This is a genomic window from Leclercia tamurae (assembly GCF_025566055.1).
Classification (GTDB): domain Bacteria; phylum Pseudomonadota; class Gammaproteobacteria; order Enterobacterales; family Enterobacteriaceae; genus Enterobacter; species Enterobacter tamurae.
Genome location: NZ_JAMHKS010000071.1, coordinates 128,064 through 153,620, shown reverse-complemented (window position 1 = coordinate 153,620; position 25,557 = coordinate 128,064). Strand labels below are relative to the sequence as shown.

Annotated in this window: 25 protein-coding genes; 17 read left to right on the top strand and 8 right to left on the bottom strand. The window is 56.6% G+C overall.

Going from position 1 to position 25,557, the window contains the following annotated elements; genetic code table 11:
* Positions 1-40: 40 nt before the first annotated feature.
* The 6 genes from M8318_RS09715 (at position 41) to coaD (ending at position 6,338) form a co-directional block, all read left to right on the top strand.
* Positions 41-1,024 carry a glycosyltransferase gene (locus M8318_RS09715; protein WP_262662271.1) on the top strand — a complete coding sequence of 328 codons (984 nt, stop codon included), beginning with the start codon at positions 41-43 and terminating at the stop codon, positions 1,022-1,024.
* Between the two features lie 8 nt (positions 1,025-1,032).
* Positions 1,033-2,004, top strand: a complete 972-nt coding sequence (locus tag M8318_RS09710) for a glycosyltransferase (RefSeq protein WP_262662270.1) — start codon at positions 1,033-1,035, stop codon at positions 2,002-2,004.
* A gap of 18 nt (positions 2,005-2,022) precedes the next feature.
* Positions 2,023-3,657: a sulfatase-like hydrolase/transferase gene (locus M8318_RS09705; protein WP_262662269.1), complete on the top strand. Its 1,635-nt coding sequence runs from the start codon at positions 2,023-2,025 to the stop codon at positions 3,655-3,657.
* 153 nt (positions 3,658-3,810) lie between these two features.
* Entirely contained in the window at positions 3,811-5,085 is a 1,275-nt protein-coding gene (gene waaA / locus M8318_RS09700) for a lipid IV(A) 3-deoxy-D-manno-octulosonic acid transferase (protein WP_262662268.1), read from the top strand.
* On the top strand, positions 5,085-5,855 hold the full coding sequence (locus tag M8318_RS09695) for a glycosyltransferase family 2 protein (RefSeq protein ID WP_262662267.1): 771 nt from the start codon (positions 5,085-5,087) through the stop codon (positions 5,853-5,855). Before waaA ends, M8318_RS09695 begins: the two co-directional genes overlap by 1 nt.
* 3 nt (positions 5,856-5,858) lie before the next feature.
* Positions 5,859-6,338 (top strand): pantetheine-phosphate adenylyltransferase, encoded by a 480-nt coding sequence (gene coaD / locus M8318_RS09690; RefSeq protein WP_077226466.1) that lies wholly within the window; start codon positions 5,859-5,861, stop codon positions 6,336-6,338.
* Between the two features lie 46 nt (positions 6,339-6,384).
* Here the strand turns inward: coaD and mutM are convergent, their stop codons facing one another.
* The 4 genes from mutM to radC all read right to left on the bottom strand — a co-directional run bounded on the left by mutM (position 6,385) and on the right by radC (position 8,577).
* Positions 6,385-7,194 carry a bifunctional DNA-formamidopyrimidine glycosylase/DNA-(apurinic or apyrimidinic site) lyase gene (mutM, locus tag M8318_RS09685; RefSeq protein WP_262662265.1) on the bottom strand — a complete coding sequence of 270 codons (810 nt, stop codon included), beginning with the start codon at positions 7,192-7,194 and terminating at the stop codon, positions 6,385-6,387.
* Positions 7,195-7,266: 72 nt separating this feature from the next.
* On the bottom strand, positions 7,267-7,434 hold the full coding sequence (rpmG, locus tag M8318_RS09680; protein WP_003024094.1) for a 50S ribosomal protein L33: 168 nt from the start codon (positions 7,432-7,434) through the stop codon (positions 7,267-7,269).
* Positions 7,435-7,456: 22 nt separating this feature from the next.
* Positions 7,457-7,693: a 50S ribosomal protein L28 gene (rpmB, locus tag M8318_RS09675; protein ID WP_002436699.1), complete on the bottom strand. Its 237-nt coding sequence runs from the start codon at positions 7,691-7,693 to the stop codon at positions 7,457-7,459.
* 218 nt (positions 7,694-7,911) lie between these two features.
* Entirely contained in the window at positions 7,912-8,577 is a 666-nt protein-coding gene (gene radC / locus M8318_RS09670; RefSeq protein ID WP_262662260.1) for a RadC family protein, read from the bottom strand.
* Positions 8,578-8,751: 174 nt separating this feature from the next.
* Between radC and coaBC the strand changes: the two genes are divergently transcribed.
* The 3 genes from coaBC to slmA all read left to right on the top strand — a co-directional run bounded on the left by coaBC (position 8,752) and on the right by slmA (position 11,113).
* A complete protein-coding gene (gene coaBC, locus M8318_RS09665) occupies positions 8,752-9,963 on the top strand; it encodes a bifunctional phosphopantothenoylcysteine decarboxylase/phosphopantothenate--cysteine ligase CoaBC (RefSeq protein WP_262662377.1) in 1,212 nt (403 codons plus the stop codon).
* Positions 9,941-10,399 carry a dUTP diphosphatase gene (gene dut / locus M8318_RS09660; RefSeq protein WP_262662258.1) on the top strand — a complete coding sequence of 153 codons (459 nt, stop codon included), beginning with the start codon at positions 9,941-9,943 and terminating at the stop codon, positions 10,397-10,399. The genes coaBC and dut overlap by 23 nt, the downstream gene beginning before the upstream one ends.
* A gap of 117 nt (positions 10,400-10,516) precedes the next feature.
* The gene (gene slmA, locus M8318_RS09655; protein ID WP_262662256.1) at positions 10,517-11,113 is read left to right on the top strand and encodes a nucleoid occlusion factor SlmA; all 597 of its coding nucleotides are present in this window, start codon (positions 10,517-10,519) and stop codon (positions 11,111-11,113) included.
* Between the two features lie 49 nt (positions 11,114-11,162).
* Here the strand turns inward: slmA and pyrE are convergent, their stop codons facing one another.
* Positions 11,163-11,804, bottom strand: a complete 642-nt coding sequence (gene pyrE / locus M8318_RS09650) for an orotate phosphoribosyltransferase (RefSeq protein ID WP_262662255.1) — start codon at positions 11,802-11,804, stop codon at positions 11,163-11,165.
* 70 nt (positions 11,805-11,874) lie between these two features.
* On the bottom strand, positions 11,875-12,591 hold the full coding sequence (rph, locus tag M8318_RS09645) for a ribonuclease PH (RefSeq protein WP_262662253.1): 717 nt from the start codon (positions 12,589-12,591) through the stop codon (positions 11,875-11,877).
* Between the two features lie 124 nt (positions 12,592-12,715).
* Here rph and M8318_RS09640 point away from each other — a divergent pair, with 124 nt between their 5' ends.
* The 3 genes from M8318_RS09640 to M8318_RS09630 all read left to right on the top strand — a co-directional run bounded on the left by M8318_RS09640 (position 12,716) and on the right by M8318_RS09630 (position 16,474).
* Positions 12,716-13,579: a YicC/YloC family endoribonuclease gene (locus M8318_RS09640; RefSeq protein ID WP_262662251.1), complete on the top strand. Its 864-nt coding sequence runs from the start codon at positions 12,716-12,718 to the stop codon at positions 13,577-13,579.
* Positions 13,580-13,752: 173 nt separating this feature from the next.
* Entirely contained in the window at positions 13,753-15,690 is a 1,938-nt protein-coding gene (locus M8318_RS09635) for an acyltransferase family protein (RefSeq protein ID WP_262662249.1), read from the top strand.
* Positions 15,691-15,856: 166 nt separating this feature from the next.
* Positions 15,857-16,474, top strand: a complete 618-nt coding sequence (locus M8318_RS09630; RefSeq protein WP_262662247.1) for a trimeric intracellular cation channel family protein — start codon at positions 15,857-15,859, stop codon at positions 16,472-16,474.
* On the opposite strand, the gene ligB is transcribed toward M8318_RS09630, so the two are convergent.
* On the bottom strand, positions 16,471-18,141 hold the full coding sequence (ligB, locus tag M8318_RS09625; RefSeq protein ID WP_262662245.1) for an NAD-dependent DNA ligase LigB: 1,671 nt from the start codon (positions 18,139-18,141) through the stop codon (positions 16,471-16,473). The two genes, M8318_RS09630 and ligB, sit on opposite strands and share 4 nt — an antisense overlap.
* Before the next feature lie 251 nt (positions 18,142-18,392).
* On the opposite strand from ligB, the gene gmk reads away from it, so the two are divergent.
* Genes gmk through recG form a run of 5 tightly spaced genes read left to right on the top strand, consistent with a single transcriptional unit; the run spans position 18,393 to position 24,255 of the window.
* Entirely contained in the window at positions 18,393-19,016 is a 624-nt protein-coding gene (gmk, locus tag M8318_RS09620) for a guanylate kinase (RefSeq protein ID WP_166181116.1), read from the top strand.
* A gap of 54 nt (positions 19,017-19,070) precedes the next feature.
* Positions 19,071-19,346 carry a DNA-directed RNA polymerase subunit omega gene (gene rpoZ / locus M8318_RS09615; protein ID WP_032615688.1) on the top strand — a complete coding sequence of 92 codons (276 nt, stop codon included), beginning with the start codon at positions 19,071-19,073 and terminating at the stop codon, positions 19,344-19,346.
* A 19-nt stretch (positions 19,347-19,365) separates the two neighbouring features.
* Positions 19,366-21,480 (top strand): bifunctional GTP diphosphokinase/guanosine-3',5'-bis pyrophosphate 3'-pyrophosphohydrolase, encoded by a 2,115-nt coding sequence (gene spoT / locus M8318_RS09610; protein WP_106995430.1) that lies wholly within the window; start codon positions 19,366-19,368, stop codon positions 21,478-21,480.
* A 4-nt stretch (positions 21,481-21,484) separates the two neighbouring features.
* Positions 21,485-22,174 (top strand): tRNA (guanosine(18)-2'-O)-methyltransferase TrmH, encoded by a 690-nt coding sequence (gene trmH / locus M8318_RS09605; protein ID WP_262662242.1) that lies wholly within the window; start codon positions 21,485-21,487, stop codon positions 22,172-22,174.
* 2 nt (positions 22,175-22,176) lie between these two features.
* Positions 22,177-24,255 (top strand): ATP-dependent DNA helicase RecG, encoded by a 2,079-nt coding sequence (recG, locus tag M8318_RS09600; protein ID WP_262662241.1) that lies wholly within the window; start codon positions 22,177-22,179, stop codon positions 24,253-24,255.
* On the opposite strand, the gene gltS is transcribed toward recG, so the two are convergent.
* Positions 24,256-25,458, bottom strand: a complete 1,203-nt coding sequence (gene gltS / locus M8318_RS09595) for a sodium/glutamate symporter (RefSeq protein ID WP_262662239.1) — start codon at positions 25,456-25,458, stop codon at positions 24,256-24,258. It abuts the gene before it with no gap.
* Positions 25,459-25,557 lie beyond the last annotated feature (99 nt).

Sequence of the window (25,557 nt, the reverse complement as noted above, 5' to 3'; positions counted from 1 at the left end):
TTATACCCTTTTTATTGCTGCGTATTTTTACGGAGAAAGCATGTCTGAAACGCCTCAATTAAGCCTCATCGTTGCCGTTTTTAATGGCGAAAAATTCCTGAGCGCTTTTTTTGACAGCATTAAACAGCAGAATTTATCGAGCCTGGAACTCATCATTGTTAATGACGGCTCAACGGATCGCTCAGTGGAAATGATTGCCGGCTATGCCGACAAATTTAGCCATTTCCGGATAATCGATCAGCCTAATGGCGGCGTATCGGCCGCACGCAATACCGGTCTAGCCGTAGCGACGGGTCAATACGTCGCCTTCCCCGATATTGATGACGTTATTTACCCAGGCATGTATCAGCGCCTGTTGGATATTGCCTTCGCGGGCCAGCTGGATGTGGCGACCTGCAACGGTAACTATATTTATGACGACGGTCGCCCGTCGAAAAAGATTTTCCCGTCAGACAAACTGGCCTCGACCGGCGTGCTGGACGGTCCCGACTGGCTGCAGATGGCGCTGACCTCGCGCAAATTCCTGCATGTCACCTGGCTGAATATCTATCGCCACGCCTTTATCAAAGCGCAGGGTTTTACCTTCGAGCATGGTCTGCGTCATCAGGATATTCCCTGGACCACGGAAGTGCTGCTGACGGCCAAACGCGTACAGTATGTGGATGAAGTCTATTATGACTATCTAATCCACTCTGCCTCGGTCTCGCACACGCCAGGCACCGACGATACGCGGATGCGCTCGTCACGCCATTATATGAAAATCCTCGAAATGCTGGATGCCATCAATAAACGCTATCCGGACCAGGTGAAGCGTGTTCCGGCCTGCCGGTGGCAGATTGCCAAAGAGGGGTTGGGGATTCTGCACAGCATTAATAATATCGAAGACAGCGCGAAAAAACGCGAAATCACCCAGGAACTGTTCGATCGCGGCATCTGGTCGATGATCTGGCAAAACGCGCGGGGTTTGCGTCAGCGCTGGCGTCTGGGACGTCGTTACTTCCGCCTTAAAAAAATCATCGGCTAACGAATATTATGAGCAAACTTAAATTACACGCGGTCTCCCGCGCTGATTTTATCGCCAAAAACTATGCAGATTTCCAGACGCTGCTGGATAACCGCGTCAATCCCGATACCATCCCGGAGCGTTTTTACTGCGGCGGTCGCGGCGGCTGGACGTTCCAGACCACCCTGGCGTTGAAACACTATTACGGTGATGACATCGAGTGTTCGTTTGGTTCGGAGTGTCGCCCGGATGCCATCAATCTGATGCATAACGATGATTTTGGATCGCGCGTCAAACCCTGGCGTGGCGTGACCGTCGTTGCCCGCGCCGACCGCCCACCGGTGATTGGTGCTGATGTGGTGGTGGATCAGAACCCGGAAGCCGATAACCGCAGCAACGGCGTTTTTGTTCCCTACTGGCCGCAGCCGGGGGTTAAACCGCGTGTACGTACCGATGAAACCGTCAAAACCGTGGCCTTTTTTGGCCGCGTGGACAGCTTCCCGGAGGCATTCCAGAGCGACGAGTTCAGACAGCGTCTTGCTGAACAGGGCATCGATCTGCGTATCTCCTTCGATAACTGGACCAACTACCAGGACGTGGACGTCTGTATCAGTTTCCGCAAATCACACGACCATAAACTGGCGCGCAAACCTGCCAGCAAGCTGATTAACAACTGGCTGGGTAAAACGGTGATGATCTGCGACGACGAGCCTTCTTACCGCGCGATCCGCGAAAGCGAGTTCGACTACCTGATCGCCAAAACGCCGGATGAAGCCTTCGATGCCATCATGCGGCTGAAAAACTCCCCTGAACTCTATCGTCAGATGCGCGAGCAGGGCGACAAACGTCTGCAGGTTTATTCCCGCGAAGCGGTAGCCGCGCGCTGGTTGAGCCTGTTTGAGGATATCTGGCGTAAAGGACTGCATAAACGCCCAACCCTGGTTCGTGCATTGCGCTTTGGTTTCGGTAAAGCCATTCGCCCGCTGACTAAAAAGTTTTAAGTAACCTTGAGTCCGTTCATGTTTAAAACATCCTCACAATCGTCACTCACGCCGCGCCGCAATATTCTGCGCACCGTGATACTCACGCTGGCTTTCCTGGTGCTGTTTTCACTGTGTGAAATCATCATCCTGCTGAAAGACCATGTCTATCAGCCGAAATCCAGCGACATGTCGCTGTATCTGATTATTTCCCTGCTGGCAGCTATCAGCGCCCGCTATTTCCTGACCCGTCTGCTGCTGGCAGTGACCTTTATCGTGCAGATATCAGAAGCGGTGTATTACCAGTTCTACGGCCAGTTTTATGGCCCGAGTGAAGTGTGGCTGGCCTTTGTCGAAACCAAAGATATCGCCAGCGGCATTACCGACAGTCTGGGATCGCTTGGGATCTACTTTGCCATCATGGCCGTCGCGGTGATCTTTGCGCTGGTCTTTACCCGTCGTCTGGCGCCGCAGTGGCATAAGTGGGTGGCGATGCCGTGCCTGCTGGCTATCGTGGTGATGTTTGCGGGTCAGTTCTATAAAGCCATCGACGGGCAGATGTATAAATTCAACCCGGATCTGCGCCACTCTTTACTGCGCAATGGTCTGTCGGCCATGAGTTACAGCGCCATTCGCCTGATCCCGGAAGCCCTTTCCGGCGAAAACCAGAGCATCACGCACTATGAGCCCTATAAGGTCACGCCGGTGGAGGGCAGCCACGCCGGGAAATACTCCATCATCCTGGCGATTGGCGAAAGCCTCAACCCGCATCATGTCAGCGCCCTGGGCTACGAGCGCGACACCACGCCAGAACTGAAAGCCCTGATGGAGCAGTATCAGGGGACGGGCCGACTGATCGTCTCGAACGCGGTCTCAACCCGTGTGGCGATCCCGATGCTGGTCAACAACCTGCGCGAGCCGGACAACTACGCCGCCTATAAGTCGAAGTCGACCAACATCTTCACCAATGCCAAAAAGCAGGGCTACCAGACAGCGTTTATCTCTGCCCAGGGTCTGGAAGGGCTGAGCAACTGGATTGGTATCCACGATATCGACCTGTGGGAAGATACGCAGATCCGCCCGGCACCGGACGTGGGTGCCGATGTGGTGCTGACCCCTTCCGTTGAGCAGGCGAAGCTGGACTGGAACAAACCTTTCCTGATGGTGCTGAACAGCCGCGCGCCGCATATTCCTTATGAGCGCAACATCCCGCAGGGCTTCGCGAAATTCTCTACCCCACGCCTGAGTGACGACGTGGCGCAGAAGAAAAATGAGTACGATGATGCCGTGCGCCTGTACGACAAAGAGCTGGCCTCGGCGATCCGTACCGCGATGGCGAAATCAAAACTGCCGGTACTGGTATTTGTTACCTCGGATCACGGCGAGCGCGTTGGTGATGGCGGGCTGTTCGGCCACTCGATTGTTGAGATGCCGATTGCTCAGGTGCCGTTCCTCTACTTCAGTAACGATCCGACGTATGCGATGAGCGCTATCAGTCAGCAGGTCCCGCTCAATCACTACCAGATGGCGACACTGATCAATAAGATGCTGGGCTACGCGGTCAGTAACCCGAATCAGAAAGATGACAGCTACTACATCACCGGGGGTGATATTCGCGGCCTGTCAGAGCGCGTCACCTACCATCTGAACGAACTGCCGGAAGCGGAACGTTAAGCAGAAATCATTAAACGGGCATCTAATGCCCGTTTTTTTATCTGCGAACGCACGTAACGCAGGCAAATGGCTGAGCAAAAGCGCCAAAGGGATAGCTTTAAACGGTCTAAATGCTTAGAATTTGCCCGCCGAAACTGAAAAACGGATAATCGCTTGGAATTGTTGTATACCGCTCTGCTCTATATTATTCAGCCACTGGTGTGGCTACGACTGCTGCTACGTAGCCGTAAAGCGCCTGCCTACCGTAAACGCTGGGCTGAACGCTATGGTTTCTGCCGCAACAAAGTTGCGCCGGACGGTATCCTGCTCCACTCCGTGTCCGTGGGTGAAACGCTGGCGGCCATTCCGCTGGTCCGCGCCCTGCGCCACCGTTATCCGTCGTTGCCGATCACCGTCACCACCATGACGCCAACCGGCTCCGAACGCGCCATGTCCGCCTTTGGCAAAGACGTTCATCACGTCTATCTGCCTTACGATTTACCCTGCGCCATGAACCGTTTCCTCAATACCGTGCGCCCTAAGCTGGTGATCGTGATGGAAACCGAACTGTGGCCGAACATGATTTCCGCCCTGCACAGCCGTAAAATTCCGCTGGTAGTGGCCAATGCCCGTCTGTCAGAACGCTCTGCGAAGGGATACGGCAAGCTGGGCAAATTTATGCGTCGCCTGCTGAGTAAAATCACCCTGATCGCCGCCCAGAATGAAGAAGACGGCGCGCGATTCCTGTCGCTGGGCCTGAAGCGCAATCAGCTGGCGGTCACCGGTAGCCTGAAGTTTGATATTTCAGTGACGCCGGAACTGGCTGCCCGGGCAATCACCCTGCGTCGCCAGTGGGCGCCGCGCCGTAAAGTGTGGATCGCCACCAGCACCCACGACGGCGAAGAAGAGATTATCCTCCAGGCACATCGTCAGCTTCTGGAAAGCTTCCCGGATCTGCTGTTAATTCTGGTGCCACGTCATCCTGAGCGTTTTAAAGATGCCCGCGACATGGTGCAGAAAGGCGGATTCAGCTTCATCATGCGCAGCAGCGGTGAAATCCCGTCGACCAGCACCCAGGTAGTCATTGGCGATACCATGGGCGAGTTGATGATGCTGTACGGCATTGCCGATCTGGCCTTTGTCGGTGGCAGCCTCGTGGAGCGCGGCGGGCATAATCCGCTGGAGCCGGCAGCGCACGCTATTCCTGTGCTGATGGGGCCGCACACCTTCAACTTCAAAGATATCTGCGCCAAGCTGCAGCAGGCCGACGGTCTGATTACGGTCACCGATGCCAACTCGATCGTGAAGGAAGTTTCCACCCTGCTGACTGACGAAGACTATCGTCTGTGGTATGGCCGTCACGCTGTCGAAGTGCTGCACCAGAATCAGGGGGCATTGACCCGCCTGCTGCAACTTCTGCAACCTTACCTGCCCGTACGGAGCCATTAATGTCTGCGCGTCTGTCGGTCGTGATGATCGCCAAAAACGCCGCTGACCTGCTGCCAGATTGCCTCGCCTCTGTAGCCTGGGCCGATGAGATCGTTCTGCTTGATTCCGGCAGTATCGATGCCACGGTGGAGGTCGCCCGCGCGGCCGGGGTGCAGGTCTATAGCAATCCCGACTGGCAGGGTTATGGCATTCAGCGCCAGCGTGCACAACAATTCGCCACCGGCGATTATGTGTTGATGATCGACACCGACGAGCGCGTTACCCCGGAACTGCACCAGGCCATCCAGAACGTGCTGGCTGCACCTCAACCCGAGGCCGTCTACAGCATCGCCCGACGCAACTACTTCCTGGGTCGCTTTATGCGTCACAGCGGCTGGTATCCCGATCGGGTGATGCGTCTCTACCCACGCGCGCGCTATCAGTACAACGATAATCTGGTACATGAATCCCTGGACTACGGCAAGGCGCCGGTGATTGCCCTCGACGGCGATCTGCTGCATCTCACCTGCCGTGATTTCGCCAGCTTCCAGCGCAAACAGCTTAATTACGCCACGGCCTGGGCTCAGGAGCGTCATCAGCGGGGTAAGACAACCTCGCTGGCGGGTATTTTCAGCCACACCGCAGGGGCGTTCCTGAAGACGCTGTTGCTGCGTGGTGGCGTGCTGGACGGTAAACAGGGTTGGTTACTGGCGGTGGTTAACGCCCAGTATACTTTTAATAAATACACCGAGCTGTGGGCGCTGAACCGCGGCTACTCAGAGAAAGCGTGAGCCATGAGCACAAAAGCGATCTATCCGGGTACCTTCGATCCCATCACCAACGGTCACATTGACATCGTCACCCGTGCCGCAAGCATGTTTGATACGGTGATTCTGGCGATTGCCGCCAGCCCCAGCAAAAAGCCGCTGTTTGACCTTGAGGAACGGGTGGCCCTTGCGAAAGCCGCTACCGCGCACCTGCCTAATGTGGACGTGGTGGGCTTTAGCGACCTGATGGCGAACTTTGCCCGCGCTCAGCAGGCGAACATCCTGATCCGCGGCCTACGTGCGGTGGCCGACTTTGAATATGAGATGCAGCTGGCGCACATGAACCGCCATCTGATGCCCGAGCTGGAGAGCGTCTTTCTGATGCCATCCAAAGAGTGGTCGTTTATCTCCTCTTCGCTGGTGAAAGAGGTGGCACGCCACGCGGGGGATGTCACCCATTTCTTACCCGCGGTGGTTCATCAGGCATTGATGGACAAGCTGAAGTAGTTCCTGCCTTCTTGCCGGGCGGCGCTGCGCTTGCCCGGCCTACGTATCACTTCTGGCACTGACGGCAGTAGAAGGTGGCACGCTGAGCATGCTTGGTCGCCACTATCGGCGCGCCGCAGACCCGACATGGCGCATCCTTACGGCCATAGACCTGCAGCTCCTGAGCAAAGTAGCCCGGCTTACCATCGCTCTGCAGGAAGTCCTTCAGGGTGGTTCCGCCCTGCTCAATCGAACGAAGCAGCACCGCTTTAATCACCCTGACTAACAGCTCGCACTCTTGCGCGGAAAGCGAGGAAGCGAGGCGATCGGGATGGATCCCGGCAGCAAAGAGCGATTCACTGGCGTAGATGTTACCCACGCCGACCACCAGCTTGTTATCCATCAGCCAGGGTTTTATCGGGGTTTTCTTCTTCGCGCACTTCGCTTTCAGGTATTCCGCGTCAAAATCATCCGAGAGCGGCTCCGGCCCCAGATGCGCCAGCACGTTGTGCCCTTCCAGCTCTTTGGTCCACAACCAGGCGCCAAAGCGGCGGGGATCGGTATAGCGCAGCACTTTGCCGTTGCTCATCACCAGGTCGACATGATCGTGCTTTTCCGCGGGCAGCTCTTCAGTGAGGATACGCAGGCTCCCGGACATCCCCAGATGGATAATGATCCAGCCATCCGGCAGCTCCAGCAGCAGGTACTTCGCGCGGCGCTGGACGCTGAGAACGGGTTTGTCGCTCAGGGCGTGGATCTCATCAGAAACCGGCCAGCGGAGACGACCGTTGCGGACAACAGCGTGAAGAATGGTCGCACCGACCAGGTGAGGCTCAATGCCACGGCGGCTGGTCTCTACCTCAGGTAATTCAGGCATGGTTCCTCCGTTGAGATGCAGAATGCAAAAAACCCCGCAGTTGCGGGGTTTTTCAGTACAAGGACTCTAAAATTATTTAATTTTAGCTTCTTTGTACAGTACGTGCTGGCGTACAACTGGATCGAACTTTTTCAGTTCCAGTTTTTCCGGCTTAGTACGTTTGTTCTTCGTGGTGGTGTAGAAGTGACCTGTACCAGCAGAAGAAACCAGCTTGATTTTCTCACGAATACCTTTAGCCATGATTTATTTCCTCGTTAAGTACTTAGTACTTTTCGCCACGGGCACGCAGTTCGGACAGAACTGTATCGATGCCTTTCTTATCAATAACACGCATACCTTTAGCAGATACACGCAGGGTGACAAAACGCTTCTCGCTCTCAACCCAGAAACGGTGAGAGTGCAGGTTCGGCAGGAAACGGCGTTTAGTCGCGTTCAGTGCGTGGGAACGGTTGTTACCGGTCACCGGACGCTTGCCAGTAACTTGGCAGACTCGGGACATGTCTATTCTCCAAAAATCAAATTAGCTCGAGCTTCGTATGGGGTATCGGCGCCTCGTCAGGCTTTACAGCCCAGTCATCGCGTAGTTCTAAGTGAACCATCGATTGCCAGGCCCAATTGCCAAACCCGAGATTCTCAAAGGTGGCGTAGTATACGCTGACTCGCGGATGTGCTCAAGTCCCGAACAGACAAAGATCCCGATGGATCGCGAGAAATGGCTTAAATCCATCCACGTTCGGCAAACGAAACGTACTCTCCGCGGCCTATCACCAGATGGTCAAGAACACGAATATCCATGAATTGACAGCATTTCATGATGCGTGCGGTCACGTCTCTGTCGGCTTTGCTCGGTTCGGCGCGCCCTGAGGGGTGATTATGCGCGAGGATCACGCCAGCGGCATTCACTTTTATCGCTTCGCGCACAATTTCTCGTGGATGCACCTCCACATGGCTCAGGGTCCCCGAAAATAACCGGGAATGTTTCAGGACCCGATTTTGATTATCGAGGAAAATAACCATAAAAATCTCTCGCTCCTCTTCCGCCAGCTGGCTTTGCACAAATTCCCGGGTCATCTCCGGATTCTCCAGCGGGTTTTCCTGCCTGATCCCCGAGCAGTAGTAACGGCGGGCAAGCTCCGCAATGCCTCTGAGCTGGGCAAAGGTCGCAATACCGATCCCGTCTACCCGCCTGAACGCCGCCAGCTCGGCAGTCAGCAAGCCGTGCAGAGAGCCGAAATGCTGCAACAGGTCTTTAGAAAGCGTGAACACACTTTTACTTCGCGTTCCGGTTCGCAGAAACAGCGCCAGCAGCTCATCGTCCGTCAGCGTCGTCGCGCCATCAGCGAGCATTTTTTCCCGCGGTAACTGCGGGGATGTTGTCTCCATACACTCACCTCCTCCATGGTCAGGCTATGCTGCCACAGAGCCGGGCTCCTCACGATGGCGGATTTCTGGTCTTGCGTAACGCCTCGCAAAGTGGCGGATGGACAACATCCCGATGCATTTCGGATTGTGATAAAATGCCCGCCTCTCTGGTGAACCCAACAGGAAAGAATCATGATGAGCCTGGCCGGTAAAAAAATCGTTCTCGGCGTCAGCGGCGGCATTGCAGCCTATAAAACGCCGGAACTGGTGCGCCGTTTGCGCGAGCGCGGCGCGGACGTGCGGGTGGCAATAACCGAAGGGGGCAAAGCGTTCATTACCCCACTGAGCCTGCAGGCCGTTTCGGGCTACCCGGTGTCTGACAGCCTGCTCGATCCGGCGGCGGAAGCCGCAATGGGCCATATCGAGCTGGGTAAGTGGGCGGATTTAGTCATCCTCGCCCCGGCCACCGCCGATCTTATCGCCCGCGTGGCTGCTGGCATGGCCAACGACCTGGTGACCACCATCTGCCTGGCTACCCCGGCGCCGGTCGCCGTGGTGCCTGCCATGAACCAGCAGATGTACCGCAACGCGGCCACCCAGCATAACCTGGCAACCCTGGCTTCCCGCGGTCTGCAGATCTGGGGGCCGGACAGCGGCAGCCAGGCCTGTGGCGATGTCGGCCCGGGCCGCATGCTGGATCCGCTGGCGATTGTGGATCTGGCCGCCAGCCATTTTTCACCTGTCAACGATCTGCAACATCTCAGCATCATGATTACCGCGGGTCCGACGCGTGAGCCCTTGGATCCGGTGCGCTATATCACCAACCAAAGCTCCGGCAAGATGGGCTTTGCCATTGCCGCCGCCGCCGCGCAGCGCGGCGCCAGGGTCACGCTGGTCAGCGGCCCGGTGTCGCTGCCGACGCCGCCGCGGGTGCAGCGCATCGACGTGACCACCGCGCTGGAGATGGAAGCTGCCGTTCAGGCGCAGGCGCAACAGCAGCAGATTTTTATTGGCTGCGCCGCCGTGGCGGACTACCGTGCAGCGGCCATCGCGGATGAGAAAATTAAAAAGCAAGGCGATGAAATCACAATAAAAATGGTGAAAAACCCGGATATCGTTGCCGGGGTCGCCGCGCTAAAAGATCGTCGGCCTTACGTTGTTGGGTTTGCCGCTGAAACGAATAATGTGGAAGAATATGCCCGGCAAAAACGTACCCGCAAAAACCTCGATTTGATTTGCGCGAACGACGTATCGCTGGCCACCCAAGGATTTAACAGCGACAGCAACGCACTGCACCTATTCTGGCAGGATGGAGATAAAGTCTTACCGCTTGAGCGCAAGGAACTCCTGGGCCAACTATTACTGGACGAGATCGTTACCCGTTATGATGAAAAAAATCGACGTTAAGATTCTGGACCCGCGTGTTGGTCAGGAATTTCCGCTGCCGACCTATGCCACTTCCGGCTCTGCCGGTCTTGATCTGCGCGCCTGCCTCGACACCGCCGTAGAGCTGGCACCGGGCGCCACCACGCTATTGCCGACCGGTCTTGCAATTCACATTGCCGATGCCTCTCTGGCGGCGGTGATCCTGCCGCGTTCCGGCCTGGGCCATAAGCATGGTATTGTGCTGGGCAATCTGGTGGGACTGATCGATTCTGACTATCAGGGTCAGCTGATGGTCTCCGTCTGGAACCGTGGTCAGGACAGCTTCACCATTCAACCCGGCGAGCGTGTTGCCCAGATGGTATTCGTCCCGGTGGTACAAGCTGAATTTAATCTGGTAGAAGACTTTGACGCCACCGATCGTGGTGAAGGCGGCTTCGGCCATTCCGGGCGTAAATAAACCCGGCTAAACGCATTCCACAATCTAATAACGTATTAACAAACCGCAAACAGACGTTTGCGGTTGTTGTGTGGATGTCAGCCTGACAAGTGCTTATTTTCAGGGGTATTTTGTAACATGGCAGAAAAACAAACTGCGAAAAGGAATCGTCGCGAAGAAATACTTCAATCTCTGGCTCTGATGCTTGAATCCAGCGATGGCAGTCAACGCATCACCACCGCGAAACTGGCCGCCTCGGTGGGCGTGTCGGAAGCGGCGCTGTACCGTCATTTCCCCAGCAAAACGCGAATGTTCGACAGCCTGATCGAGTTTATCGAAGACAGTCTGATCACGCGTATCAACCTGATCCTGAAGGATGAAAAAGACACCTCCGCGCGGCTGCGTCTGATTGTCCAGCTGATCCTCGGTTTCGGTGAGCGCAATCCGGGGTTAACTCGTATCCTGACCGGCCACGCGCTGATGTTTGAGCAGGACAGGCTGCAGGGGCGGATTAACCAGCTTTTCGAACGTATCGAAGCGCAGCTGCGCCAGGTATTGCGTGAAAAGAAGATGCGTGAAGGCGAGGGTTACAGCATTGATGAATCGCTGCTTGCCGGGCAGGTGCTGGCCTTCTGTGAAGGGATGCTCTCCCGCTTTGTGCGCAGTGAATTCAAATATCGTCCAACGGACGATTTTGATGCCCGCTGGCCGTTAGTCGCCGCGCAATTGCAGTAGCGGAAACAGCATTCAGGCCCGGTAAGCACAGCGCCACCGGGCAATAAACTCAGACGCCGTACGCTTCGCGATAGGCACGCACCGCCGCCAGGCTCTCTGCCATCTCCGGCTTCTCTTCCAGATAGGCAATCAGATCTTTCAGGGTGATGATTGAGGTCACTTTGCAGCTGTAGTCGCGCTCCACTTCCTGAATGGCAGAGATTTCACCCCGGCCACGCTCCTGACGGTCCAGCGAGATCAGCACGCCCGCCAGCGTCGCGTTGTTGGCCTGGATAATCTCCATCGACTCACGGATAGCGGTACCCGCGGTGATCACATCATCCACCAGCATGACCCGGCCCTGCAGCGCGCTGCCCACCAGATTCCCGCCTTCGCCGTGGGTTTTGGCCTCTTTACGGTTAAAGCAGTATGGCACGTCGCGATCGTGATGCTCCGCCAGCGCTACCGCGGTGGTGGTAGCAATCGGGATGCCTTTATAGGCAGGGCCAAACAGCAGGTCGAACTCAATCCCGGAATCCACCAGCGCCTCGGCATAGAAGCGGCCTAACAGGGCCAGATCGCGCCCGGTATTAAACAGCCCGGCGTTAAAGAAATAGGGGCTCTTGCGCCCGGATTTCAGCGTAAATTCGCCAAAATTAAGGACCTGCTTGCTAAGCGCAAACTCAATAAACTGGCGCTGATAGGGTTTCATGGGTTTACTCCTCATCTGACTTTGCTTTTCTACGGACAAAAAAAAGGCGACTCATCAGTCGCCTTTAAAATCAATTTCCTAACGCCGCCTTCTGCGTCGTTACGATGGATTCGATTCCCTCTCGGGCTAACGCCAGTAGCGCCAGAAGCTCTTCATGGGTAAACGGCTCACCTTCTGCGGTGCCCTGAACTTCGATGATACGACCGTCTTCGGTCATCACCACGTTCATGTCGGTCTCTGCTGCAGAATCTTCAACGTACTCCAGATCGCACAGCGCTTCGCCCTTGACGATACCCACAGACACCGCCGCAACCATACCTTTCATCGGGTTAGCTTTCAGCTTACCGGCCGCAACCAGTTTGTTCAGAGCATCGGCCAGCGCCACACAGGCACCGGTAATGGAGGCCGTGCGCGTGCCGCCATCCGCCTGGATCACATCGCAGTCCAGAGTGATGGTGAACTCGCCCAGCGTTTTCAGATCAACCGCTGCGCGCAGCGCACGGGCGATCAGACGCTGGATCTCCATGGTGCGACCGCCCTGTTTACCCTTCGCCGCTTCGCGGGCGTTACGGGTATGGGTGGAGCGTGGCAGCATGCCATACTCGGCAGTGATCCAGCCCTGACCCTGGCCTTTCAGGAAGCGCGGCACGCCCTCTTCGATGGAGGCGGTGCACAGCACTTTGGTGTCACCAAATTCAACAAGCACAGAGCCTTCAGCGTGTTTTGTATAGTTACGGGTCAGGGTGACGGGGCGCACCTGGTTGGCGCTACGACCTGATGGACGCATGATGATATCTCCGGCTTGAAACGAATGTGGCTGCGCATTATACGGATTAAACGCGCTTATTCCTATCCTGAGAAAGCCCCGAAAGCTATAATCCCCCCATCTCTCCTTAAAAACGGAAATATCTATGATCCGCAGTATGACCGCCTACGCCCGCCGTGAAATCAAGGGTAGCTGGGGCAGCGCTACCTGGGAAATGCGCTCGGTAAACCAACGCTATCTTGAAACCTATTTCCGTATGCCTGAGCAGTTCCGCAGCCTTGAGCCCGTGGTTCGTGAGCGTATCCGTTCTCGTCTGACGCGCGGTAAGGTTGAATGCAACCTGCGTTTTGAACCCGATGCGAGTGCGCAAGGGGAGCTGATCCTCAACGAGAAACTGGCTAAACAGCTGGTGAACGCCGCTAACTGGGTCAAAATGCAGAGCGACGAAGGCGAAATCAACCCGGTTGATATTCTGCGCTGGCCTGGGGTGATGGCGGCTGGTGACCAGGATCTGGACGCGATTACCGCTGAGATCCTTTCTGCGCTGGACGGCACGCTGGACGATTTCATCGAGGCCCGTGAAACCGAAGGCCAGGCGCTGAAGGCGCTGATCGAGCAACGTCTGGAAGGCGTGAGCGGCGAAGTCGTGAAAGTCCGTTCCCATATGCCAGAAATCCTGCAGTGGCAGCGTGAGCGTCTGGTGGCCAAGCTGGAAGACGCCGAAGTTCAACTGGAGAATAACCGTCTCGAGCAGGAACTGGTGCTGATGGCCCAGCGTATTGATGTTTCCGAAGAGCTGGACCGTCTGGAAGCGCACGTCAAAGAGACCTACAACATCCTGAAGAAGAAAGAGGCCGTCGGCCGCCGTCTCGACTTTATGATGCAGGAGTTCAACCGCGAATCGAACACCCTGGCGTCGAAATCGATTAACGCCGAAGTGACTAATTCTGCGATTGAATTGAAGGTGCTGATTGAACAAATGCGCGAGCAGATCCAGAACATCGAATAAGCCGTAACAGCGTTATTTTGTTATTAATGGTCCCGCTAAGGGACCATTTTCATTTAATCGCCATAAGAATTTACTGTCTGCTTTCGGCGCATCAGAACATAAGCACTCTTTTCCTGATTTTGGTAGAATGCAGGCCGCATTCCTTATTCTGATCTTTCTTTTCAGGAAACTTAATGGCAAACATCAACTTATCTATAGAGGGCGTCTCAAGCCTCTCAGTTGACCGTGATTTCAGACAGGACATTAACCTGCTGCGCGGAATAGCCATTCTTTCTGTTGTTTTTTATCACTTTACCGCCACCCTGCTGCCCGGCGGTTTCGCGGGCGTGGATGTGTTTTTCGTGATCTCCGGTTTTCTGATGACCAAAATCATCGCCACCGGCCTGGAACGCAACCGCTTTAACCTTATTCAGTTTTATGCCGCGCGCTGCAAAAGAATAATTCCCGCCCTGCTGGCGATGTGTCTGGTTATCGCCGTAGCGACCTTTTTCTGGCTACCGACAAATGAGTATAAAAAGCTCGGAAACTATATTGGCTATGCCGCTCTGTTTATTTCCAACCTGAAACTCAACAAAGAGACCGGGGACTATTTTGCCCTCGACTCGCATGAGAACTGGTTTTTACATACCTGGTCTTTATCCGTTGAATGGCAATTCTATCTGGTATTGCCGTTTATTATGATGGGCTTATATCCCCTCAGGAAAAAGCTCAACACCGGGCTTTGTCTGCTGGTCCTCACCGTCGCGTCCTTTATGGTGAGCATGACACAAACGTCTACAAACCCGGCCACCAGCTTTTACCTGATGCCGTATCGCGCCTGGGAGATGCTGTGTGGCGGGCTGGTCTGGTACGCCGCACAGCGTTTTATCCTGCCGTTAAGGCTGCGGCCATTTACGGCAATTGCGGGTTACGCCCTGATCCTGCTATCCCTCGTGTTCATCACGGCAGAGCAAGCGTGGCCCGGCCCGCTGACCTTACTCCCCGTCGCGGGTGCCATGCTGGTGATTTACAGCGACTACCAGCCGCTGGTGAGCCTGTTTGACCGCAATTTCCGCTGGGCCGGGCTGAGCTCGTACTCAGTCTACTTATGGCACTGGCCCATTGCGGTATTCCTGATCTATTCCGGACAACAGCATAATGGGCTGTGGGTGATGAGCGCGATTGCGCTCTCTTTTGCCGCCGGATGGCTCTCGTGGGTATTGATTGAGCAGCCCGGAAAAAACTACCTGAACCAGCGCTCGACCCGCGCATTCTGGTTAATCCTGTTTGCCTGCGTGGTCGTCGCCTGGCTGTTCAGCTATCTGGTTAAAAACAATATTGTTGTCAGCCATCCCGATCCGTTGGTGAATAAAATCGCGCTGGAAGCCACCAATAAAAACTATGCTGCTAACCCGAAAACGCACTTAAGCACTTATGGTACCGGTAAGCCTGCCGCCATCATTATTGGCGACAGCCATGCGGAAGCCACCGCAACCGCCCTGGCAGAAGCCGCGCAGGGCAAGGGCTCGGTTATCGGTATCACCTATTCTGGCTGCCCGACGCTGGCGACAGGTGAGCTGGGTGAGAGCAACGGATGCGGCGCATTCAACCGCTCTCTCCCTTCAAAGCTGCAGGATTATCCGTCAGATGTGCCGGTGGTGATCGTCAACCGTCTGACGCATTATGCTGAACAGCAGCTGGTGAAATTCGATACCCATTCGTCAGACAAGCAGGCGTACCTGCAACAGTATGCAGATGCGATTGTCGGAATGGCGTGCACCCTGAATCGCTCGCATCCGGTCTGGCTGGTGAACCCGATCCCCGAGATGGCGCGTAACGTTCCTCGCACGTTATCCCATCGTCTGATGACCGGCAAAGCTACCCGCGATTTATCGGTTCCTCTGGCGGACTACGAGAAAAAGAACGCGACCATTTTGCAGGCCCAGGCGCGGGCGGCAAAAGAGTGCGGCGTTCAGGTACTGGATCCCACCGCCTGGCTCTGTACCGCGAGTCGCTGTATGGGCAGTAAAAATCTCCAACCCTGGTACTTCGACGATAATCACCTCAGCGAAACCGGTAATAAAATACTGGTACCGATGTTCCGCCAGGTTTTTAGCCGACCGCAGCAGTAAAGACCAAATAAATCTAATGCGATATCGGGTTAAAAAAGCTGATATCGCACTTACACAGCCAATCATCCATTAGCTATTCTAAGGAATGGCCACTCACACAAAAAAATCTAAATCGTGAGACCGGCCACAAAACGTTACCCTGACGGCCTTAATGTTGGGGGGTAACATGCTGCTGCACATCCTGTATCTGATCGGTATCACCGCTGAGGCCATGACCGGAGCCCTGGCCGCCGGGCGTCGTCGTATGGACACTTTTGGGGTCATTATTATTGCCACGGCGACGGCGCTGGGCGGGGGTTCGGTCCGGGATATCCTGCTAGGCCACTATCCGCTCGGCTGGGTACAGCATCCTGAATATGTGATTATCGTCGCCGTTGCAGCGGTACTGACCACCATCGTCGCCCCGGTGATGCCCCATCTGCGGCGTCTGTTTCTGGTGCTGGATGCGCTCGGCCTGATCGTCTTCTCCATTATCGGTGCCCAGGTCGCGCTGGATATGGGCGAAGGCCCGGTTATCGCCACTATCGCAGCAGTGATCACCGGCGTGTTTGGCGGCGTACTGCGGGACATGTTCTGCAAACGCATTCCGCTGGTCTTTCAAAAAGAGATCTATGCCGGGGTCTCCTTCGCTTCAGCGGTGTTGTATGTCGCCCTGCAGCACTACGTGAGCAATCAGGATGTGGTGATTATCTCCACGCTGTTGTTTGGTTTTACCGCCCGTATGCTGGCGCTGCGTTTAAAGCTGGGCCTGCCGGTCTTTTATTACCGCCACGACAGCCACTAAAACCCCTGCACGCCCTGCTCATTCAGCCAGGAGGTTAGGGCGTTAACGGTGGGATGATGAACAAACTCCCCCAGCCTGCGCGCTTTTTCCACACCAATGCCCGGAACCTGCTGCCAGCGTAGCGTATCTCTGCTCTGCAACTGCTGCCAGTGACCATCCCCCAGCGCGCGCATGGCCACCCGGGGCAGAGGCACGCCAAGCGCAACCAGCCAGCGGGGCAAGGGCTGACGGCGCGCCAGGTTGAACTGATGCCAGAGCCGCAGGCCGCGCTGTGCCGAAAGACCGGGCGTATGCTGGAGTTGCTCCTGGGTGAGCGCCAGCCACGAAAACAGGTGCTCAAAATGATGTGCCTGATGAAGCACCTGCCAGCCAGCGTCACCCAACCCTTCGATGTTTAACACCGACGACGAACTCAGCCAGGCCAGCCGGGCCATAAACTGTTCGTGGCATTCCGGTGAGGCATAAAAACAGGTCAGCGGCGTAAAGCGCGACGCTGGCGGCACCGGTTTTTGTCGGTTAGTTCCTCGCCAGACGACTTTATCCACCCGCGGGATCCCCTGCCCGGCCAGGCTGATCTGAACCTGATCGCCCGGCGCAATATCCAGTTCCTGCCAGCGCCTCACCGACCCCAGATTGACGCGCTGCACCCGTTTATCATCAAGCTGTACCGGCTCAAGGGTGGCGACCACCGCGATCCTGCCGGTACGCCCCACGGCGAAGGTGATAGCCCGAACCTCGGCGACACGGGCGGCCGGGGCATACTTCCATGCCACCACCCAGCTACCGTCTCCGGGCAACCAGCGCTTGCCCGCAGGCTCCTGCGCCGAGCGGATCACAATACCATCGGTGACAAAGGGCAGCGGCGACTTCAGCCAGCGATCGCGTATTGTTTCAGCCTCCTCCACTGAACCGATCGGCTGCGTCCAGGATTCGCTCAGGATGAAGCCCGCCCGGGTTAACGCCTGCAGACGCTCCCCCATCGGGGCAGGACCGTCCGGCCAGGCCCAGATAAAGATGCCGATGTGATCCAGCCCAATGCTCGCATCCTGCCGCATCATCGCCCCGGCGACTTTTGCCCGCGCATTCATGCCGCCCATCTGATGCTGGATATGATTATCGCGACGTAAGAAGAGCTCCCCCTGTAACACGCTGTTGGCGAGCGGGCCCGTCACCCGGGCAGGCACCGAGGCGATGCGCTTAACGTTTGCCGTCCAGTCTTCACCTTTCAGCCCGTCACCCCGGCTGGTGGCCTGTACAAGTTGCCCCTGGCGGTAGACCAGCGTCACCGCTACGCCATCCACCTTAGGCTGGATCCACAGGTCTCGATGCGAACGCATCCACTGCCGGAGCGCCGCTTTATCGGCCACCTTCGATACCCCGGTATGGCTGACCGGGTGCCTGATCGAACCGCCCGCAGGCACTAGTGCGTCTGTCGCCGGTTCATCGCCAAAGCAGTGCCGCCACTGTTTCAGCCGCGCGGTCAGCTGGTCATATATCTCGTCGTCTACGTCGCTGACGCCCTGCTGCCAGTAAGCCTTATCCCAGCGGGCTATTTGCGCGCTGAGCCGGGCGATCTCCTGCTCTGCCTGGGCGGGTGCCCAGACCGGGCATACCGCCAGGCCGCAACTGCTCCAGAACAGCATGAGTACACCAAAACATCGCCACATCGTTATCCCTCCCTGTTTTACGGAGGGTATAACGCGGTATGACATCGCAGGCGACAGACAAAAACAGACTTTACGAGCCCGCATCAGGACTTTGTTTCTGTTGCAGCAAACGACGGAGAAAAGTGGAAAAGGGAGAGCAAAAATCAACTAAGAAGCGGAAAAAGTGTGACAAAGGCTACGTCACGAAGCGGCGACGTGTATAATAAGCCCGTATGTAGGACTTTCTTCGCTAACACATACAAAAGACTCTCATGGCTCAAGGCACGCTTTATATTGTTTCTGCCCCTAGTGGCGCGGGTAAATCCAGCCTGATTCAGGCGCTGTTAAAAACCCAACCGTTGTACGATACCCAGGTATCGGTTTCTCACACCACGCGCGCGCCGCGTCCGGGTGAGGTGCACGGTGAACACTATTTCTTTGTTGATCACGACGAATTCAGAGCGATGATTGGCAGAGATGCGTTTCTTGAACACGCGGAAGTCTTCGGTAATTACTACGGCACCTCACGTGAAACTATTGAGCAGGTGCTGTCGACCGGCGTAAACGTGTTCCTGGATATCGACTGGCAGGGCGCAGAGCAGATTCGCAAGAAGATGCCTGATTCGCGCAGTATCTTTATTTTACCGCCGTCGAAAGATGAGCTGGACCGTCGTCTTCGTGGCCGCGGCCAGGACAGCGAAGAGGTTATCGCAAAACGTATGGCCCAGGCAGTTGCGGAAATGAGCCATTACGCCGAATATGATTACCTGATTGTGAATGATGACTTTGACGCCGCCCTGAGCGATCTCAAAATCATCCTTCGCGCCGAACGTCTGCGCATGAGCCGCCAGAAGCAGCGACATGACGCATTAATCACCAAACTGTTGGCAGACTGAACCCACATTCAGTATCATGCCCAGTCATTTCTTCATCTGTGGAGCATTTTAAGTATGGCACGCGTAACTGTTCAGGACGCTGTAGAGAAAATTGGTAACCGTTTTGACCTGGTGCTGGTCGCCGCGCGTCGCGCTCGTCAGATGCAGTCAGGCGGTAAAGATCCACTGGTACCGGAAGAAAACGATAAAACTACCGTTATCGCATTGCGTGAAATCGAAGAAGGTCTGATCAACAACCAGATCCTTGATGTTCGTGAACGCCAGGAGCAGCAAGAGCAGGAAGCCGCAGAACTGCAGGCCGTTACCGCCATTGCTGAAGGTCGTCGTTAATTAAACCTGCGGGTCGCCCTTGTATCTGTTTGAAAGCCTGAATCAACTGATTCAAACCTACCTGCCGGTAGACCAGATTAAGCGTCTCCAGCAGGCGTATCTCGTTGCACGTGACGCTCACGAGGGCCAGACACGTTCAAGCGGTGAACCCTATATCACGCATCCGGTAGCGGTGGCCTGTATTCTGGCCGAGATGAAACTCGACTATGAAACGCTGATGGCTGCCCTGCTGCATGACGTGATCGAAGATACCCCCGCCACCTACCAGGACATGGAACAGCTGTTTGGCAAAAGCGTTGCCGAGCTGGTGGAAGGGGTATCTAAGCTTGATAAGCTGAATTTCCGCGACAAGAAAGAGGCGCAGGCCGAAAACTTCCGCAAAATGATCATGGCGATGGTGCAGGATATCCGCGTCATTCTGATCAAACTCGCTGACCGTACCCACAATATGCGCACCCTGGGCTCTCTGCGCCCGGACAAACGTCGTCGCATTGCCCGTGAAACCCTCGAAATCTACAGCCCGCTGGCGCACCGTTTAGGTATTCATCACATTAAAACCGAGCTGGAAGAGCTGGGTTTTGAAGCGTTGTACCCGAACCGCTTCCGCGTGATTAAAGAGGTGGTGAAAGCCGCACGGGGTAACCGTAAAGAGATGATTCAGAAGATCCTCTCTGAAATCGAAGGGCGTTTGCAGGAAGCGGGTATCCCCTGCCGCGTCAGCGGTCGCGAAAAGCATCTGTACTCCATCTACTGCAAAATGGTGCTCAAAGAGCAGCGTTTTCACTCGATCATGGATATCTACGCGTTCCGCGTGATCGTCCATGACTCCGACACCTGCTATCGCGTGCTCGGTCAGATGCACAGCCTGTATAAACCGCGTCCGGGTCGGATGAAAGACTATATCGCCATTCCTAAGGCGAACGGATATCAGTCTCTGCACACCTCGATGATTGGCCCGCACGGCGTGCCGGTTGAGGTGCAGATCCGTACCGAAGACATGGACCAGATGGCGGAGATGGGTGTTGCCGCGCACTGGGCTTATAAAGAGCGTGGCGGCGAAAGCAGCACCACCGCACAGATCCGTGCCCAGCGCTGGATGCAGAGCCTGCTGGAGCTGCAACAGAGCGCCGGTAGCTCGTTTGAATTTATCGAGAGCGTTAAATCCGATCTCTTCCCGGATGAGATTTACGTTTTCACGCCAGAGGGGCGCATTGTCGAGCTGCCTGCTGGCGCAACCCCGGTCGACTTCGCTTACGCCGTGCATACCGATATCGGTCATGCCTGTGTCGGCGCACGTGTCGACAGGCAGCCGTACCCGCTGTCACAGCCGTTGACCAGCGGCCAGACGGTGGAAATCATTACCGCGCCTGGCGCACGTCCGAACGCGGCGTGGCTCAACTTTGTCGTTAGCTCGAAAGCCCGCGCCAAGATCCGCCAGTTGCTGAAAAACCTCAAACGCGACGACTCCGTCAGCCTGGGCCGTCGTCTGCTCAACCACGCGTTGGGCGGCAGCCGCAAGCTGGCTGAGATCCCGAAAGAGAACGTCCAGCGTGAAATCGAGCGCATGAAGCTCGCTACGCTTGACGATCTGCTGGCGGAAATCGGTCTGGGTAACGCGATGAGCGTGGTAGTGGCGAAGAACCTGCAGCAGGGCGAAACCTCTGTGCCGCAGCCGTCATCAACCAGCCATGGTCATCTGCCGATCAAAGGCGCCGACGGCGTGTTGATTACCTTTGCCAAGTGCTGCCGACCGATCCCGGGCGACCCGATTATTGCTCACGTCAGCCCTGGTAAGGGTCTGGTTATCCACCACGAATCCTGTCGTAACATCCGTGGCTACCAGAAAGAGCCTGAGAAGTTTATGGCGGTGGAGTGGGATAAAGAGACCGAGCAGGAATTCATCACCGAAATCAAGGTGGATATGTTCAACCACCAGGGTGCGCTGGCGAACCTGACGGCGGCAATCAACACCGCCTCTTCCAACATTCATAGCCTGAATACGGAAGAGAAAGATGGCCGCGTTTACAGCGCCTTTATTCGTCTGACCGCACGCGACCGTGTGCATCTGGCGAACATCATGCGCAAAATCCGCGTGATGGCCGACGTAATCAAAGTCACCCGTAACCGAAACTAGCGTTATGAATTCAACACGTTATGCCCGGATCTGCGAAATGCTCGCCAGGCGTCAGCCCGATCTGACGGTCTGCATGGAGCAGGTCCATAAACCGCATAACGTGGCTGCTATCGTCCGTACCGCTGATGCCGTCGGTGTGCATGAAGTGCACGCCGTCTGGAAAGGGACGCGAATGCGTCCCATGGCCTCGGCTGCCGCAGGCAGCAACAGCTGGGTACAGGTCAAAGCCCACAACAATATTAGCGACGCCATTTCGCACCTGAAAGGGCGCGGCATGCAGATTCTGGCGACCCATCTTTCCGACAAAGCCGTCGACTTCCGCGAGATCGATTACACCCGCCCGACCTGCATTCTGATGGGTCAGGAGAAAACGGGGATCACCCAGGAAGCCTTAGATCTGGCGGATCGGGACATCATCATTCCGATGACCGGTATGGTGCAGTCTCTGAACGTCTCCGTGGCCTCCGCGCTCATTCTGTATGAAGCTCAGCGCCAGCGACAAAATGCCGGGATGTACAAACGCGAGAACAGCATGCTGCCGGAAGACGAGCAGCAGCGACTGCTGTTTGAAGGCGGCTATCCGGTGCTGGCCAATGTGGCGAAGCAGAAAAGGTTACCCTACCCCCACGTGAATATGCAGGGCGAAATTGAAGCCGATGCGACGTGGTGGGCCACCATGCAAGCGACGAAATAATTATGCAAGGCCGCCTGCTGGATGCCGTGCCGCTCAATTCCCTGACGGGCGTTGGCGCGGCCCAGAGCAGCAAACTGGCAAAAATTGGCCTGCATACCGTGCAGGATCTCCTCCTGCACCTCCCCCTGCGTTACGAAGACCGCACCCAGCTCTATCAGATTGGCGAGCTGCTGCCCGGTATTTACGCCACGGTTGAAGGCGAAGTCCTGAACAGCAACATCACTTTCGGTGGTCGCCGGATGATGACCTGCCAGATCAGCGACGGCTCCGGCATTCTGACGATGCGTTTTTTCAACTTCAGTGCGGCAATGAAAAACAGTCTCGCCCCGGGGCGACGAGTGCTGGCCTATGGCGAAGCCAAACGCGGGACATACGGCGCGGAGATGATCCACCCGGAATACCGCGTGCAGGGCGATCTCAGTACCCCTGAGATGCAGGAGACGCTGACCCCGGTCTATCCGACCACCGAAGGCATCAAGCAGGCGACGCTGCGCAAGCTGACCGATCAGGCGCTGGAGCTACTCGACACCTGCGCCATTACTGAACTGCTGCCGCCCGAGCTGGCGCAGGGGATGATGAGCCTGCCGGAGGCGTTGCGCACCCTGCACCGCCCGCCGCCAACATTACAGTTAAGCGATCTGGAGAGCGGGCAACATCCGGCCCAGCGTCGACTGATTCTGGAAGAGCTGCTGGCGCATAACCTGAGCATGCTGGCGTTACGCGCCGGGGCACAGCGTTTTCATGCCCTGCCGCTCCCGTCCCATGACGAATTAAAAGATAAGCTGCTGGCCTCGCTGCCGTTTAAACCTACCGGAGCGCAGGCCCGCGTGACCGCTGAGATCGAGCACGACCTGGCGCTGGACGTGCCGATGATGCGTCTGGTGCAGGGCGACGTTGGCTCCGGTAAAACGCTGGTGGCGGCCCTGGCCGCGCTGCGCGCCATTGCCCACGGCAGACAGGTTGCGCTGATGGCCCCAACCGAACTGCTGGCCGAGCAGCATGCGAATAATTTCCGCAGCTGGTTTGCCCCGTTGGGGGTTGAAGTGGGCTGGCTGGCCGGGAAGCAAAAAGGCAAGGCGCGACAGGCGCAGCAGGAGGCCATCGCCAGCGGTCAGGTGCAGATGATTGTCGGCACCCACGCCATCTTTCAGGAGCAGGTGCAGTTCCACGGCCTGGCGCTGGTAATCATCGATGAGCAGCACCGTTTCGGCGTGCATCAGCGTCTGGCGCTGTGGGAAAAAGGGCTCCAGCAGGGGTACCATCCGCACCAGCTGATTATGACCGCCACGCCGATCCCGCGCACCCTGGCGATGACCGCCTATGCCGATCTCGATACCTCCACCATCGACGAACTTCCTCCGGGTCGTACGCCGGTAACCACCGTGGCCATTCCCGATACGCGCCGCAGCGAGATTATTGATCGGGTGCGCAACGCCTGTCAGGAAGGCCGTCAGGCCTACTGGGTCTGTACCCTGATTGAAGAGTCGGATCTGCTGGAAGCCCAGGCGGCGGAAGCGACATGGGAAGAGTTAAAGCTGGCCCTGCCGGAGCTGAACGTCGGCCTGGTGCATGGCCGGATGAAGCCTGCCGAGAAGCAGGCGGTGATGCAATCCTTCAAGCAGGGCGACCTGCATCTGCTGATCGCCACCACGGTGATTGAAGTGGGGGTGGACGTGCCTAACGCCAGCCTGATGATTATCGAAAACCCGGAGCGTCTGGGACTGGCGCAGCTCCACCAGCTGCGGGGTCGCGTCGGACGTGGCGCAGTAGCCTCACACTGCGTGTTGCTCTACAAAGCGCCACTGTCGAAAACCGCCCAGAAGCGCCTGCAGGTGCTGCGCGACAGCAACGACGGCTTTGTGATTGCGCAACAGGATCTTGAGATCCGCGGGCCGGGCGAACTGCTCGGCACCCGCCAGACCGGTAACGCCGAGTTTAAAGTGGCCGACTTGCTGCGCGATCAGGGCATGATCCCCGAAGTTCAGCGTCTGGCACGCCATATCCATGAACGCTACCCCGACCAGGCGGCAGCGTTAATCGAGCGCTGGATGCCCGAGACCGAGCGCTACTCCAACGCCTGATTAGCCAAACATCGGCAACATCAGATAGAGCTTGATCACCAGCGCGTTGACGATATCAATAAAGAACGCCCCCACCATCGGCACCACCAAAAACGCCATATGTGACGGACCGAAACGCTCGGTGATGGCCTGCATGTTAGCGATCGCCGTTGGCGTCGCTCCCAGACCAAAACCGCAATGCCCGGCCGCCAGCACCGCCGCGTCATAGTTTTTACCCATCAGTCGCCAGGTCACAAACATGGCATAGCAGGCCATAAACAGGGTCTGCACGGCGAGAATGGCCAGCATCGGCAGGGCCAGCGAGGCCAGTTCCCACAGTTTGAGGCTCATCAGGGCCATCGCCAGAAACAGCGACAGGCAGACGTTACCCAGCACCGATACCGCCCGCTCAAAGACGCGATAAAAGCCCATCAGCGCCAGGCCGTTGCTGAGGATCACCCCCACGAACAGCACGCAGACAAAGGTTGGCAGCTCCAGCGCGGAACCGGCCAGCAGTTGCGCAATGATTTTACCCACCGTCAGGCAGATGGCGATCAGCGCAATGGTTTCGATCAGCACCAGGGAGGTGATCATCCGCCCGACGTCCGGCTTTTCGAACGCCGACGGTACCGCTTCATCTTCCGGACAGCCGTTCGGGGTAGCGGAGTGCTTCACCAGATAGCGCGCCACCGGCCCGCCAATCAGGCCGCCCAGTACCAGACCAAAGGTGGCGCAGGCCATCGCTACTTCGGTGGCATTCTGGAAACCATAGCGCTCGACAAACAGCTTACTCCACGCCGCCCCGGTGCCATGCCCGCCGGAGAGGGTAATGGAACCGGCCAGCAGGCCCATCAGCGGATCCAGCCCCAGCAGGGAGGCCATGCCGATACCGATGGCGTTCTGCATCACCAGCAGCCCGATCACCACAATCAAAAACACGCCCAGCACTTTGCCGCCTGCCCGCAGGCTGGCGAGGTTGGCGTTCAGGCCGATGGTGGCGAAAAAGGCCAGCATCAGCGGGTCTTTTAACGTCATATCAAAGTCGATTTCCCAGCCCATGCTCTTTTTCAGCACCAGCAGCGCAACGGCGGCCAGCAGCCCGCCCGCGACGGGCTCCGGGATGGTGTATTTTTTGAGAAGGGGGACACTGTGAACCAGTTTACGGCCAAGCAGTAACACCAGCGTTGCCGCAACGAGGGTCGACAACGTATCGAGATGAATCATAGTGGGCTCCTTATATGACACGTGCTCCATGAAATGCGTGTTTTGCTGAACCCTTTGCGCGACTTAAGCGCAACCGGGAGCAGGAGTGTAATGAACTTT

Excerpts from the sequence above, each read along its gene's own strand:
- trmH (WP_262662242.1), top strand. The coding sequence starts at position 21,485 with ATGAATTCAACACGTTATGCCCGGATCTGCGAAATGCTCGCCAGGCGT.
- M8318_RS09695 (WP_262662267.1), top strand. The coding sequence starts at position 5,085 with ATGTCTGCGCGTCTGTCGGTCGTGATGATCGCCAAAAACGCCGCTGAC.
- M8318_RS09715 (WP_262662271.1), top strand. The coding sequence starts at position 41 with ATGTCTGAAACGCCTCAATTAAGCCTCATCGTTGCCGTTTTTAATGGC.
- rph (WP_262662253.1), bottom strand. The coding sequence starts at position 12,591 with ATGCGTCCATCAGGTCGTAGCGCCAACCAGGTGCGCCCCGTCACCCTG.
- M8318_RS09640 (WP_262662251.1), top strand. The coding sequence starts at position 12,716 with ATGATCCGCAGTATGACCGCCTACGCCCGCCGTGAAATCAAGGGTAGC.
- gltS (WP_262662239.1), bottom strand. The coding sequence starts at position 25,458 with ATGATTCATCTCGATACGTTGTCGACCCTCGTTGCGGCAACGCTGGTG.
- M8318_RS09705 (WP_262662269.1), top strand. The coding sequence starts at position 2,023 with ATGTTTAAAACATCCTCACAATCGTCACTCACGCCGCGCCGCAATATT.
- dut (WP_262662258.1), top strand. The coding sequence starts at position 9,941 with ATGATGAAAAAAATCGACGTTAAGATTCTGGACCCGCGTGTTGGTCAG.
- gmk (WP_166181116.1), top strand. The coding sequence starts at position 18,393 with ATGGCTCAAGGCACGCTTTATATTGTTTCTGCCCCTAGTGGCGCGGGT.
- M8318_RS09635 (WP_262662249.1), top strand. The coding sequence starts at position 13,753 with ATGGCAAACATCAACTTATCTATAGAGGGCGTCTCAAGCCTCTCAGTT.
- slmA (WP_262662256.1), top strand. The coding sequence starts at position 10,517 with ATGGCAGAAAAACAAACTGCGAAAAGGAATCGTCGCGAAGAAATACTT.
- coaD (WP_077226466.1), top strand. The coding sequence starts at position 5,859 with ATGAGCACAAAAGCGATCTATCCGGGTACCTTCGATCCCATCACCAAC.
- M8318_RS09630 (WP_262662247.1), top strand. The coding sequence starts at position 15,857 with ATGCTGCTGCACATCCTGTATCTGATCGGTATCACCGCTGAGGCCATG.
- recG (WP_262662241.1), top strand. The coding sequence starts at position 22,177 with ATGCAAGGCCGCCTGCTGGATGCCGTGCCGCTCAATTCCCTGACGGGC.
- rpmG (WP_003024094.1), bottom strand. The coding sequence starts at position 7,434 with ATGGCTAAAGGTATTCGTGAGAAAATCAAGCTGGTTTCTTCTGCTGGT.
- radC (WP_262662260.1), bottom strand. The coding sequence starts at position 8,577 with ATGGAGACAACATCCCCGCAGTTACCGCGGGAAAAAATGCTCGCTGAT.
- M8318_RS09710 (WP_262662270.1), top strand. The coding sequence starts at position 1,033 with ATGAGCAAACTTAAATTACACGCGGTCTCCCGCGCTGATTTTATCGCC.
- ligB (WP_262662245.1), bottom strand. The coding sequence starts at position 18,141 with ATGTGGCGATGTTTTGGTGTACTCATGCTGTTCTGGAGCAGTTGCGGC.
- rpoZ (WP_032615688.1), top strand. The coding sequence starts at position 19,071 with ATGGCACGCGTAACTGTTCAGGACGCTGTAGAGAAAATTGGTAACCGT.
- mutM (WP_262662265.1), bottom strand. The coding sequence starts at position 7,194 with ATGCCTGAATTACCTGAGGTAGAGACCAGCCGCCGTGGCATTGAGCCT.
- pyrE (WP_262662255.1), bottom strand. The coding sequence starts at position 11,804 with ATGAAACCCTATCAGCGCCAGTTTATTGAGTTTGCGCTTAGCAAGCAG.
- coaBC (WP_262662377.1), top strand. The coding sequence starts at position 8,752 with ATGAGCCTGGCCGGTAAAAAAATCGTTCTCGGCGTCAGCGGCGGCATT.
- rpmB (WP_002436699.1), bottom strand. The coding sequence starts at position 7,693 with ATGTCCCGAGTCTGCCAAGTTACTGGCAAGCGTCCGGTGACCGGTAAC.